This is a genomic window from Gordonia alkanivorans NBRC 16433 (assembly GCF_000225505.1).
Classification (GTDB): domain Bacteria; phylum Actinomycetota; class Actinomycetes; order Mycobacteriales; family Mycobacteriaceae; genus Gordonia; species Gordonia alkanivorans.
The window spans coordinates 22,195-34,925 of record NZ_BACI01000050.1 but is presented as its reverse complement, the minus strand read 5'-3'; the positions used below and the strand labels follow the sequence as shown (position 1 = coordinate 34,925).

Annotated in this window: 13 protein-coding genes and 1 pseudogene; 9 read left to right on the top strand and 5 right to left on the bottom strand. The window is 67.5% G+C overall.

Features of this window, described 5'->3' with window-relative positions:
* Nucleotides 1-3 precede the first annotated feature (3 nt).
* A pseudogene (locus GOALK_RS08145) lies at nt 4-1,415 on the bottom strand (lipase family protein).
* A 411-nt stretch (nt 1,416-1,826) separates the two neighbouring features.
* Between GOALK_RS08145 and GOALK_RS08140 the strand changes: the two are divergent.
* Nucleotides 1,827-3,116 carry a lipase family protein gene (locus GOALK_RS08140; protein WP_035752127.1) on the top strand — a complete coding sequence of 430 codons (1,290 nt, stop codon included), beginning with the start codon at nt 1,827-1,829 and terminating at the stop codon, nt 3,114-3,116.
* A gap of 32 nt (nt 3,117-3,148) precedes the next feature.
* On the opposite strand, the gene GOALK_RS08135 is transcribed toward GOALK_RS08140, so the two are convergent.
* Entirely contained in the window at nt 3,149-3,613 is a 465-nt protein-coding gene (locus tag GOALK_RS08135) for a MaoC family dehydratase (protein WP_006358325.1), read from the bottom strand.
* Between the two features lie 25 nt (nt 3,614-3,638).
* On the opposite strand from GOALK_RS08135, the gene GOALK_RS08130 reads away from it, so the two are divergent.
* The 8 genes from GOALK_RS08130 (at nt 3,639) to GOALK_RS08095 (ending at nt 8,923) form a co-directional block, all read left to right on the top strand.
* Nucleotides 3,639-4,175 carry a carboxymuconolactone decarboxylase family protein gene (locus GOALK_RS08130; protein ID WP_035752040.1) on the top strand — a complete coding sequence of 179 codons (537 nt, stop codon included), beginning with the start codon at nt 3,639-3,641 and terminating at the stop codon, nt 4,173-4,175.
* 26 nt (nt 4,176-4,201) lie between these two features.
* Nucleotides 4,202-4,870, top strand: a complete 669-nt coding sequence (locus tag GOALK_RS08125; protein WP_006358323.1) for a class I SAM-dependent methyltransferase — start codon at nt 4,202-4,204, stop codon at nt 4,868-4,870.
* Between the two features lie 28 nt (nt 4,871-4,898).
* On the top strand, nt 4,899-5,717 hold the full coding sequence (locus GOALK_RS08120; protein ID WP_006358322.1) for a class I SAM-dependent methyltransferase: 819 nt from the start codon (nt 4,899-4,901) through the stop codon (nt 5,715-5,717).
* Nucleotides 5,714-6,058, top strand: a complete 345-nt coding sequence (locus GOALK_RS08115) for a cupin domain-containing protein (RefSeq protein WP_006358321.1) — start codon at nt 5,714-5,716, stop codon at nt 6,056-6,058. Before GOALK_RS08120 ends, GOALK_RS08115 begins: the two co-directional genes overlap by 4 nt.
* A gap of 39 nt (nt 6,059-6,097) precedes the next feature.
* Complete coding sequence (locus GOALK_RS08110) at nt 6,098-6,763, top strand: helix-turn-helix transcriptional regulator (protein WP_006358320.1); 666 nt, start codon at nt 6,098-6,100, stop codon at nt 6,761-6,763.
* A gap of 83 nt (nt 6,764-6,846) precedes the next feature.
* Entirely contained in the window at nt 6,847-7,326 is a 480-nt protein-coding gene (locus GOALK_RS08105) for an MTB12 C-terminal domain-containing protein (RefSeq protein ID WP_006358319.1), read from the top strand.
* A gap of 5 nt (nt 7,327-7,331) precedes the next feature.
* On the top strand, nt 7,332-8,051 hold the full coding sequence (locus GOALK_RS08100) for an ABC transporter ATP-binding protein (protein ID WP_006358318.1): 720 nt from the start codon (nt 7,332-7,334) through the stop codon (nt 8,049-8,051).
* Complete coding sequence (locus GOALK_RS08095) at nt 8,048-8,923, top strand: ABC transporter permease (RefSeq protein WP_006358317.1); 876 nt, start codon at nt 8,048-8,050, stop codon at nt 8,921-8,923. The genes GOALK_RS08100 and GOALK_RS08095 overlap by 4 nt, the downstream gene beginning before the upstream one ends.
* Here the strand turns inward: GOALK_RS08095 and GOALK_RS08090 are convergent.
* The 3 genes from GOALK_RS08090 to lpdA form a co-directional block, all read right to left on the bottom strand.
* Entirely contained in the window at nt 8,844-9,728 is an 885-nt protein-coding gene (locus GOALK_RS08090; RefSeq protein ID WP_006358316.1) for a DNA-3-methyladenine glycosylase family protein, read from the bottom strand. The genes GOALK_RS08095 and GOALK_RS08090 overlap by 80 nt on opposite strands.
* A gap of 135 nt (nt 9,729-9,863) precedes the next feature.
* Entirely contained in the window at nt 9,864-11,102 is a 1,239-nt protein-coding gene (locus GOALK_RS08085) for a metal-dependent hydrolase family protein (protein WP_006358315.1), read from the bottom strand.
* A gap of 192 nt (nt 11,103-11,294) precedes the next feature.
* A complete protein-coding gene (gene lpdA / locus GOALK_RS08080) occupies nt 11,295-12,704 on the bottom strand; it encodes a dihydrolipoyl dehydrogenase (RefSeq protein WP_035752043.1) in 1,410 nt (469 codons plus the stop codon).
* Between the last annotated feature and the right edge of the window lie 27 nt (nt 12,705-12,731).

Genomic DNA, 12,731 nt, shown 5'->3' with positions numbered 1-12,731 from the left:
CGATCAGCGACATTCGTTCGTGGCGGGGATTCCCTGAAGTCGACGGTCGAGCCAGGTGGCCACGTCCGGGAACGAGGTGAACACCGCGGTGATGTGCTCGATCGGGTACTCGCGGTAGCTCGCGGTCGCACCGAGCTCGCACTGTTCCTCGAACAGTGCCCGCGCCTGGGCCGCGGGAATCCACCATTCATAGGCCCCGTGGTAGATGAACAGGGGCATCGTCGCCTTCTGCCCCGACATCGAGGTGACGTCGAAGATGTGCTCGGCGACCGGTGTATGGAACGGGTCGGGGTCGACCGAGAGCAACTGTGTGGGCATGTGGGAGATACCCAGTTTGCCCATGTCGCCGGTACACAGATCGCGCAAGGGGGACGTCGCGAGCCAGCGCGCGGCGTGGTTCGACATCTCCAGGATCTCGGGACGCTCCCGAGCCACGCCCAGCATCGCGGAGTGGTAGACCCCGGAGGCCAGGTTGGCGTTCATCGCGCCGGCCAGGGCCCGGTAGTCCGCCGGCACACCGCCGATGGCCGCGCCGACGAACCGTCCCGCCTGATCGGGCGCGTAGGAGGAGGCGAGTCTCGAGGCGGCATTGGTCGCGATCGCGCCGCCGGAGTACCCGTTCATGACGATCGGACCCCGGCCGAACTCTTTCGGGTCCAGCTTCGCGGCGGCCCGAACGGAATCGAGGACGACATGAGCGCCCACATACGGTTCGGCGTAGGCCATCCGGGCGCCGGTGTGGTCGGGCACGATCACCGCATATCCGCGGTCGAGCGCCAACTGCGTCAGCGGGGGGAACAGGTCGGTGCTGTTGGTGTCGTCGTTGTACCCGTGGGAGAACGTGTACCCCGGCGTACAGGTGGTTCCCAGTGCGACGATCGGCGTGTTGTTGATGACGACCGGTCGCGGCCCCGGACCCGTCCACTGCTTTCGCGGGACGAACAGGGTCGCCGTACCGAACAGCGGCCCGCCGGTGGCATCGGTGGTGCGGAACTTGACCTGCCGAGCCGAGCGCAAGGGCACCGTGACGAGAAAGCCGGCCACCGGAGTCACGTCCCGGGTCGCGATCAGGTCGCCGGGCTTGCGTCCGGCGAGGTCGGCGGGCCAGTGATCGAAGAATCGGTCGCCCACCGGCGACGGCATGACCGCCTCACGTAGTTCCTGCAGCTCACGGGAACCGCCTTCGATCCTCGACCGCTGCGGGATGCGCTTGAGTTTCTTGATCGGGGGCGGCGGCACCACCGCGTCGATCTCGCCCGGGATGTTCGGCTGGATGGCGGTCAGGTTCGGGGGCTCGGCACTCGCCACGGCGCCCGTCCCCACTCCCCGAGACCGGAGACCAGCGTGGCCGTGGCGACGCCGACGATCACCAACGCGCGCAGCGTCCGTGGTCGCCACCTGCCCATCGAACGCATCACCAACACTCCTGTCATGCGGGCGATTCCGGGTCAGCTCACCCCCGATGGTCAGCCCGACTCGCTCCTCCGGTCCGGATTCCGTCATGCTAAACGGCCGCACGGACTTCGGCAGGACACACCCTTGTTCACGCCGGAAAATCCGATCGTCCGGCTCATTGTGGATCACGGTTCGATCTCGAAGAAACGACCATCGGGGCGCCGGACATCGACACCTGGTCGCTCGTCCTAGTGTCGACCGCAGTGAGACGACGATGCACTCACACGCTGCGGAGGCACCCGATGGCGACAACCGCGAACGGTCGACGACACCGGAACGGTCGCCGGGCGCTGATCGTGGGGATCGCCGCCGGGTTGGTGGCTGCGTGGTGTGCTGTTGCACCGGGGTACGCCGCCGGCGAACCACCGAACATGATGCCGGTCCCGCCGCCGGTGGCCGATGCACTCGACGCGGCCGTGCCACCTCCTCCGATCCCGCGCCTGCGGGACATACCACCACGGGCACGGGCAGCCGGATTCGACCACCGCACACTGGAGTTGCGGGAGGCTCTGCTCCCTTCGCCCACCGGGGATCCGCTGTTCGACCGTTGGCCCGCGGATCTGCCGGCGCTGCGGCCGGGGCAGGTCATCGCGGTCCGCGACGTCACCGCCACCGCGGGCCCGGTCGTCACCGTTCCCCTCCGGTCGGCCACCCTGATCAAGTTCGCCACCACCGACGCGACCGGCGCCCCGATCTTCGGCACCGCGACACTGCTCATCCCCAACCGGCCGACCCGCGGACCCCGCCCCCTGCTGGTCAACAACCTCCCCATCGACTCGCTCGGCGCCGCCTGCACACCCGGATACACTCTGGCGCACGGCTTCTCGATCGCGACGAACCTCACCGACCTGATCCCGCCGACCACCCAGCTCGCCCTGAACGACGGTCACGCAGTCCTCGTCCCCGACCACCAGGGGCCGCGGATGGCGTACGCCGAGCCCGTGCTCGCCGGGCACGTCGTTCTCGATGCGATCCGAGCCGGACTGTCAGTGCGCCCGGAAACGCTGCGGCACAGCAGGATCGCGATGACAGGCTACTCGGGTGGGGCGATCGCGACGCACGGGGCGTCGAAGCTGGTCGGCGAGTACGCACCCGAACTGTCCGACCGGATCGTCGGCGCCGCCCTCGGCGGGGTGCCCGCGGATTTCCGGATGCTCGTCGGCAGCATGAACGCGAATCTGGCCTCCGGGCTGTTCCACGCGGCGACCTTCGGCATCGCCCGCGAACGCACCGAGATCCTCGCGCTCGCCAATCGCCCCGCGCGGTGGCTGGCCACGTCACCGTTGAAGAACGTCTGCGTCATCCCCGAAGCACTGGGCGGCGGGACCTTCATGCCGATGCAGCTGATGTCGAATGACCCCGATCCGTTCCACTCGCCCGTCGCCGAGCGCATCTACCGGCTCACCGCGATGGCCGACCGGAAATCGGTGGTGCCCTTGCTGATCTACCACGGCACCCACGAGTGGTGGATTCCCGCGGCGGGCGCACGTGCGCTGTACCGGCAGCAGTGCGGATACGGCGCCACCGCCGCCTACCGGGAGATCTTCGGCGAACACCTCACCGGCGCGATCCTGGGTTTCCCGGTCGCGCTGGAATGGCTGAACGAGCGGCTCGCCGGCCGCCCGGCCCCGAACGAATGCACGCGGCGCCCGGCCGGGTGAGGCCGAGCGCCGCGTGACGGGTCGGGAGTGGATCAGTAGACGAGGACGCGCAGGTTCTCGGCGACGCATGCGGGCTTGGACTCGCCCTCGATCTCGACCGTGTTCGTCACGACCATGTTGACGCCCTTGGGGGTCTCCTCGATCGAGGTGATCACCGCGTTGGAGCGGATGCGGGCGCCGACCTTCACCGGGTTCGGGAAGCGCAGTTTGTTCATGCCGTAGTTGAGGACCAGTTTGGGGCCGTCGATCGTGAAGATCTGGCCGGCGAGCATCGGCAACAGCGACACGGTGAGGTAGCCGTGGGCGATCGTGGTGCCGAACGGACCCGACTTCGCGCGCTCGGGATCGGTGTGGATCCACTGGTGGTCACCGGTGGCGTCGGCGAATGCATCGATCCGCTCCTGCGTGATCTCCAGCCACTCGCCCGATCCGAGGTCTTCGCCGATCGCGGCCTTGAGTTCCTCGACACTGGTGAACGTCCGTGTGCTGTTCGTCATAGTGGCCGTAGTCTACCGTGGCCCCATGAGCGCACCGCGAGTCACACCGGGTGGTCTCCGAGATCTCGGACCCTTCAATTTCGTCTTCGCGCGTGGGGCTGCACGGGTCATCGGAGTAGACGACGCCCACATCTTCTCCACGCTCGGCCGGGCGAAGGGACTGTTCCGCGGCTGGCTGCATTACAGCGGCCGGTTGATGCCCTTCGGGACATTGCCGCGCAAGGACTCCGAGATGATCATCATCCGGGTGGCCCATCTCCGCGGCTGCGACTACGAACTCGACCATCACCGCCGGTTGGGGCGCCGGGCCGGTATCGATGACGCCGAGTTCGAGCGCATCCTCTCCGGCCCCGACGCCGGGTGGGGCGACCGCGAGCGGGCCATCCTCCGCGCGGTCGACGAACTGGTCGACACCAAGGACGTCTCCGACATCGCCTGGGCCGCTTTGGCGCGGCATCTCGACAATCGCCGCCTGATCGAGTTCACCCTGCTCGTAGGCCAGTACGACAGCCTGGCCACGACGATCCACACGCTCCGCATCCAGCGCGATCATCACACCTGACGGTCACCCCTGACGAGGGATGAGCGATGGAGTCGATCAGCCAGCGCCTGATGCGCAACGCCGCGTTCGCCGAGATCTACGAGAACCTCTGGCGACCGACGTTCACGAGGTTGTTCAGTCTCGGTGGGCGTGCCACCGAGGACTACGACCGTGCACTCCGGGCCTACCTGTCCCGCCCCGGTGACCGACTCGTCCTCGACGTGGCCTGCGGCCCAGGCAATTACACGCGACTCATCGCCGACGGCCTGACCGGCGACGGGCGCTGCATCGGGATCGACTTCTCCGCCCCGATGCTCGCCCGCGCGGCCCGCACCAACGCCGTCGACCGCGCCGCCTTCCTCCGCGCCGACGCCCACTCGATCCCGTTCGAGGACAACACCTTCGACGTCGTCACCTGCCTGGCCGCCCTGTATCTCATCCCCGACCCGCTCCCCGTCGTCGACGAACTGGTGCGGGTCACCAGGCCGGGCGGCGAGATCGTCATCTTCACCTCCGTCGCGACCGTGGTGACCTCCCTTCCGGGCGTCCAGCGGGTCGTCGGACTGACCGGCTTCCGCATCTTCGACGAGGACACGATCACCGACCGCCTGCGCGCCGCGGGCGCGGTGGGCATCGAGCAGACGATCACCGGCCACGGACAGTACGTGCTGGCCGTGAAACCGGGGTCCATGAGCACTTCAGGGGATTTACAGTAAAGTCCTCCTCGAAATAGGGAGGTTAGGTATGACTAACGAAACTACGTCCGGGGATCTGCTGCCGTTCGGCCAGCGCAAGACCGCGGACATGCCGGGCCACTGGCTCCTCGCCCGACTCGGCAAACGAGTCCTGCGGCCGGGCGGACTCGAACTCACCGAGAGCCTGCTCGACGACGCCCGCATCAGCGGCGCCGACGTCCTCGAGATCGCCCCCGGCCTGGGCAAGACGGCCACCGCGATCCTCGAGCGTTCGCCGAAGAGCTACGTCGGCGTCGACGACGACCCGGACGCCGTCGTCCTCACCAAGGGCGTCATCGGTGAGCGCGGTCGGGTCGTCGCGGGCGACGCCTCGGCCACCGGACTCGACGACGCGAGCACCGACGTCGCCGTCGGCGAGGCGATGCTGACGATGCAGTCCGACCGAAACAAGGCCAAGATCGTCGAGGAGGCCTTCCGTGTGCTGCGTCCCGGCGGCCGCTACGCGATCCATGAGCTCGCGATCAATCCCGACACCCTCCCCGACGAGGAGAAGACCGAGATCCGCAAGTCGCTGGCGCGATCGATCAAGGTCAACGCCCGCCCGCTGACCGAGGCCGAGTGGCGCAAGCTGCTGACCGACGCCGGCTTCGAGGTCACCACGGTCAAGTTCGCCAAGATGGCGCTGCTCGAGCCGCGTCGCGTGATCGCCGACGAGGGACTCCTCGGCGCACTGAAGTTCGTCGGCAACGTGATCCGCGACGGCGATGCACGCAAGCGCGTCCTCGCCATGCGTTCGACGTTCACCAAGTACAAGTCGCACATGGCCGCCATCGAGGTCATCGCGACCAAGCCGGAGACCACGAAATGAGCGACTCGACCGTGATCACCGGCCTGACCGAGAACACCGGCAAGGCGGGCGACCGGCCCGACATCTCCGTTCTCTCCCGCAACGACGGCGGCAACGTCATCCGCCTGTCGTTCCTGTCCGGGCAGACGATGCCCGACCATCGCGCCGGCCGGCCGATACTGGTCATCGGCCAGACCGGCGAGATCGACTTCACCGTCGGGGAGACCACCACCCGCCTCGAGGCGGGCGTCGCGATCCACGTGAACGCCAACATCCCGCATGCGCTCGAAGCGCGGACCGATGCGGTCGTCACACTGGTCGTGTTGGAGAATCCCACCGGAGAGCAACCCTCCGGGGACTGAGAGCAGGCGTGGGGCGCGTCGAGATCGAGAGGACCAACCATGGCGGCCAAGCAGCGCGACAAGATCATCGCCCTGCTGTCCGAATCGGTCGAACCGATGGTCGCCGGAGAGGTCTCGACGCGCCTCGACCTGCACGTGACCACGGCCCGGTTCCACCTCGCCAAGCTGATCGAGGAGGGGCGGGTCGAGACCACGACCGTTCCGACGCCGGGCGTCGGCCGCCCCCGCGTCGGCTATCAGGTGGTCCGCCAGGCGCCCACCGGTGCACTCCTGGGCCATCTCCTGGGCCAGTTGGGCAGCACGCAGGCCACGCGTGAACATGCCGGAGCCGAGGCCGGTCGCCTCTGGGCCGAGGAGCATGCGCGCCCGGTGTCGGCGACCGATCTGCCCGACCCGGTGACCGTCGCCGCGGAGACTCTCGGCGCGCTGGGATTCCAGGTCTCGAACATCATGAGCGCCTTCGGCTCTCACGAGCTGCGGCTCTGCTCGTGCCCGTTGCGGGACGTCGCCCGTACGCATCCCGAGGTCGCCCGCGGCGTCGCCCGCGGCGTCATCGAGCAGGCGCTCGCCGCCAGCTCCCCCGCGCTCAGTTCGCAGTATGCCGTCACCGTCGCCCCCGACCCCGCCGGTGGCGACTGCGAGATCGTGCTGCGCCTGGCCCCGTTGCGGCGCAGTACAACCCGCCTTGAAGCCCCACTCAGGTGAGGCTTGCCTTAATTAATTTGAAGGATTAAGTTTCTCCAAAGGCGTTGGCGAACGACCACCGCCACACAGGAGGGACCCACGTCATGCATCTCATCCGCAGGATGACCATCACGCTGCTCGCGACGCTCGTGGCCGTCGTCGGGCTCGTCGCGGCCACCGGCGGTGCCTCGGCCGCCAAGACCTTCCCACCGGACTTCAAGGTCACCACCGACCGCCCGACGCTCGCCGACCTCAACGACATCGTCGAGTTCCTGGTCGAGACCCCGGCGTCGGATCAGGCCAAGGCCGCCAACGTGGAGGGCGGGATGAATGCCGTGATCGTCCCCAAGACCGTCTACTCGCTCGGCCTCTTCCGCGCGCCGCGCGGCTGGAACGAGGTGACCGGTCCGCTGGTTCAGAAGGGCAACAGCGCCACCGCCACGCTCAACAGCGGCTCCGCCGGACGTCCCACGATCCGCATGACCATCGAGTTCAAGAAGCTCGACGGCAACTGGAAGCTCGCGGCCGGCTCGCTGTGCCAGGGCGTCAAGACCGTCGGCCTGAACATCTACTGCAACGCCTAGTAGCCGTGCTCGACATCAGCGGCCTGTCCGTCCGAGTGGGCGGGCAGGCCGTTCTCGATGGGGTGACCACCCGCGTCGACGACGGTGAGCTGGTCTACCTTCTCGGCCGCAACGGCACCGGCAAGACGACGCTGCTACGGACGATCTGCGGCGTCATACCTCCCGCGTCGGGCCGAATCCTGATCGACGGCAAGCGATTCACCGAACTCGACTCACCGTCCACGGTGATCGGTATGCACCTGGGCACCGACGACGCCCACCCCGGCCACAGCGCACGGCGTCACCTGACCTGGCTGGCACGGGCCGGTGGGATCCCGACCGGCCGGGTCGCCGAGGTGCTCGACCTCGTCGGACTCACCGACGTCGCCGGCCGCCGCGTCGTCGACTACTCCCTGGGCATGCGCCAGCGACTCGGGATCGCTGCCGCCCTCCTGGGCGATGCGCGGACCCTCATACTCGACGAGCCGGTCAACGGTCTCGACATCGACGGCATCCGTTGGCTGCGAGGACTTCTGCAGGATCTCGCCGGCGACGGCCGCCGCCTGCTCATCGCCTCGCATCACCTCGACGAGGTGGCCCGCACCGCCGACCGCGTCGTCGTGCTCGACTCCGGCCGGATCGCGGCCGATGCGCCGCTGACCGAGTTCGTCGGCGGGCACGCCGATCTCGAGGAGGCCTACCTCGCCGCGGTGGGCGGGCACACCCCGGCAGGAGTCATCGCATGACCACCACACTCGCCGGCGTCGCGGGCCAGATACGTCGCGGCACACGCGCCGAACTCACCCGCGTCGGCGGTGCACGCAGCATCCTGCTCTACGGATTGATCCCGGGCGCGGTGTTGCTACCCCTTGTCATCACCCTCGGCGTCGCCACCGTCGCCGAACGATTCGCGTCGATCTCGGGGAGCATCCAGGTCACCTCGGTCACCACCACCAACTCGGTCTACTGGGTCATCACCTTCACCGTGATGATCTGGGCCGTCGTCGCCGCCTACGCACAGGCGACCGCCGAGCGCGGCGCGCTGGGAGAACTCGCCCGCCACCTCTACCCGCGGCGCTGGACCGGTCTGGTGTCCCGGTGGATCGCCTACGGCGTCGGTGCCGCGCTGTGCAGCGCCGCACTGGTCGCGCTGGTCATGGCGATCCTGCCCACCTTCTTCCCGAAGGTCTACAGCGGCGTCGACATCGGTTCACCCGAGGGCCTCCGCTTCCTGATCGCGGTACCCGTCTTCGCGGTGTTCACCGTCGGGATCGGCATCGGACTCGCAGCGATCATCGGACACCCGGCAGGAACCGTTGTGGCCCTCCTCGGTTGGACGTACGTCATCGAGAACGCGATCAGCCTGGTTCCCGACGGTTACACGCTGCAGCAGTACATGCCCTTCCTCAACGGAACCTTCGGCACCGGGCAGGAACTCGCATTCATGCCGCCGTGGGGTCCCACCGGCGGGCTGCTCTACTGCGGCGCGGTCGCGGTGGCCCTCTTCGTCCTCGGATGTGTCTCGCTGACGTTCCGGGTCAGAAGGACCGGTAGTCGCGCACCGTCATCCGCGGTCCGCGCCGTTCTCGCCGGACGCCGTGCAGCTCCACCATCCTGATGATCCGACGCCGTTGTCCGGCATAGGGTTCCAGTAGCTCGAGCATGCCCGCGTCGTCGACCGGTTCGCCGATGAGGGTCAGGCCCACCAGCGTCGGGATGTGATAGTCGCCGACCGACACCGCATCGGTGTCGCCGACGGCCCGGGCGCGCGTCTCCGCCTCGGTCCAGCGCCCCACGCCCCGCAGGAGCCGGAGCCGATCGTGGTGACGTTCGACGTCCATCGCGGTCGCCCCGCGGATCGTGCGCATGCGCACGGGTTCGATGCCGCTACGGTGCCACTCCCACGACGGGATGTCCGCCCACGCGGCCCGCGGCGGCGGTACACGCATCGTGCCGGGTACCGGACCCGGCGCCGGCTCGCCGAAGCGTCGGACCAGATATCGCCAGGCGCGAAAGGCCTCCGCCCCGACCACCTTCTGCTCGAGGATCGCCGGTACCAGCGCCTCCCACACCCGATCGGTGCGGCCGATCCGCAGGCCCGCCGAGCGACGGACGAGTCCGGCGACCACGTCGTCGTGCACCGCCATCGCCTCCGGCTCGTCGGAGGCGCCGAGGAAGTCCGGCAACTGCTCGAGCAACCAGTCGCCGCCGGGCCCCCAGGCGCGTCCCAGCACCCGCGAACCGTCGATGCGCAGCGTCACCGTGCCGGGCCCGTCGGGGGTCTGCACCGAACGCCAGATCGACCCGTCGTTGCCGTAGACGAACGTGGGGTCGCCGGCTCCGCGTCGGAGATGGCCGACGGTGCCACGGACGTCGAGCTGCCATGGCAACTCCCATTCCCGGGCACGCTCGTCGGCACTCACCGTTCCGAGCGTAGCCCGCCCCCGCGCAGTCCGTTTCTCGTCGAATTCTCCGAGAATGCACTCGCTGACGTGCGTCCTATTCGTCTGTCGTTCAGCGAATGGACGGCTCTCGCGAGATGCGTCGGTCGAAACCGATCAGACCGCGTAACCGCCACGGTTGGAAGCGGTCTTGCCCTCCTTGAGGACCAGAAGGATGTTGTCGTGGTCGGCGAGCGAGTCGATGTCGGCGAGCGGATCACCCTTGACGACGACGACGTCGGCGAGCTTGCCCGCCTCCAGGGTGCCCAGCTTGTCGGCGACGTCGCAGAGCTCGGCGGAGGTCTTGGTGCCGGCGACGATCGCCTGCATCGGGGTCATGCCACCGAACTTCACCAGGCAGCCGAGCTCGCCGAGGGTGGCACCGTGGTCGGGGACCAGACCGGCGTCGGTGCCGACGGCGACCTTGATCCCGGCCTCGACCGACGCCGCGATGGACTCGTGAGCCAGCTTGTGCCACTTCTCGGACTTGGCGACCGCCTGCGGCGTCGCGGTGTCCGGCTTCAGGGTCTCGATCAGAGTGGGGACCAGGAACTGACCGCGCTCGACCATCTCCGTCCGGAGTTCGTCGGTGAGTGCGTACCCGTGCTCGATGGAGTGCGCGCCACCCTGGACGGCGGCCTGGATACCGAGGAAACCGATCGCGTGCGCGGCGACCTTGCGTCCGCCGTAGTTCTCGGCCTCCTCGACCAGCGCGGCGACGATCTCGGTGCGGGCACCCAGCCAGTCCGGATCGTCGCTGGGCGAGGAGACACCGCCGCTGGAGGCGACCTTGATGACGTCGACGCCGCTGCGGAGCAGCTCGCGGACGGCCTTGCGCGCCTCGTCGACGGTGTCGACCAGCTCACCGCCGATCAGGCCGGTTCCGCTGAGGCCCGACGGGATGTGGAAGTCGGCGTGACCACCGGTCTGGCTGAGCATCTTGTCGGCGACCAGCAGACGCGGGCCGGCGACCAGACCGTGGGCGACGGCGTCGCGGACGCCCACGTCGACACCCATGAGGTCGCGGACGGTGGTGACACCGGCCTCGATGGTGGTCTTGAGCCGGTCGATGAGCTCGAAGAAACGGTACGACGCCGGCACCATCGCGGCCATGATCGGCGAGCCCTTGGTGCCCGGCAGCGAGAGATGCACGTGGCAGTCGAAGAACCCGGGGGTCACGGTGTTGCCCCCGACATCCACCTTCACCGGCTTCGCCGATTCGTCGATCTGCGGGGCACCGGAAGCCGCACCGGCGTAGGCGATCTTGCCATCGTCGATCACGACGACCGCGTCGGCGATCGGGTCGGCGCCGGTCCCGTCGATCAGGCGAGCATTGTGAAGGATCGTTGTGGTCATGACTTTTGGTTATACCGTGTATTCATTCTTTTCCCGGCATCCGAGGGAGAACCTCACACCGGGTCCCGCATTCATGCGCAGATTTGTTCCTCGGAATAGGCACGAAATTGCCACTCGCCGGAACCACGCAAACAAAATGAGGGATTCATACCGTTTTTCCGGCACGAATCCCTCACTTTGCGAAGTGGACTTCTACAGGTTGATCATGTGCCCGATCGCGCCGTGGAAAGTCTCTTGCAGCGCCTCCGACATCGTCGGGTGGGTGTGCACGTTGCGGGCCAACTCCTTGGCGGTGAGATCCCACTTGTGGGCCAGCGTCATCTCCGGGAGCAGCTCGGACGCACCGTCACCCACCACGTGGCCGCCGAGCAGCTCGTCGGTGTCGGCGTCGGTGACCAGCTTGGCGAAGCCCGCGGTCTCACCGAGACCCTGCGCCTTGCCGTTGGCGGTGAAGGGGAACGTGGTGGCCTTCACGTTGTAGCCCTCGTCCTTGGCCTGCGCCTCGGTGAGACCGAACGACGCGACCTGCGGCTGGCAGAAGGTGGCACGCGGCAGGAAGCGGTAATCGCCCAGGGTCATCGTCTCGGCGCCGGCCATGGTCTCGGCAGCCACCACACCCTGCGCTTCGGCAACGTGGGCGAGCTGCAGCTTGGCGGTGACGTCACCGATGGCGTAGATGCCCTCGACATTGGTGCGCATGTGGTCGTCGATGGCGATCGCGCCGCGATCGGTGAGTTCGACGCCGGTCTTCTCCAGACCGAAACCCTCGACGCGGGGGGCGAAACCGACGGACATGAGGACCTTGTCGACGGTCAGCTCGCCTTCTTTGTCCTTGGCGTCCTTGTAGCTGACGGTGACGCTGTCGCCGTTGTCGGTGACCGACTGCACCTTGGTGGAGGTGAGCAGCTTGACGCCGAGCTTCTTGTATTCCTTGGCGACGGCCTTCGACGAGTCGGCGTCCTCGTTCGGCAGGACGCGGTCGAGGAACTCGACGATGGTGACGTCGACGCCGTAGTTGGCGAGCACGTAGCCGAATTCCATACCGATGGCACCCGCGCCGACGATGACGATGGATTCGGGCAGCTCCCGGGTGAGGATCTGGGTTTCGTAGGTGACCACGTTCTCCGACAATTCGACGCCCGGCAGGAGCTTCACGGTCGAGCCGGTGTCGATGATGACGTTGTCGAAGGTGATCTCCTGATCTGTGGAATCAGATGCGTCTCCGCCGCGGACCTTGATGGTCTTGGCATCGGTGAACACGCCGTAACCGTCGATCTCGGTGATCTTGTTCTTCTTCATCAGGTAGTGGACGCCCTTGACGATGCCGTCCGAGACCTTGCGGCTGCGGTCGAACGCCGCGCCGAAGTCGAAGGACACGTCGCCACTCATGCCGAAGGTCTTGGCCTGGTGATTGAAGATGTGTGCCAGTTCGGCATTACGGAGCAACGCCTTGGACGGGATACATCCGACGTTGAGACACACACCGCCCCAGTACTTCTCCTCGATGACAGCGGTTTTCATGCCCAGTTGAGCCGACCGGATCGCGGCTACGTACCCACCTGGACCTGCACCCAATACAACTGTTTGAAAGTGTTCAGCCACGCCTGCCACCCTACGTCCCGTCGATGG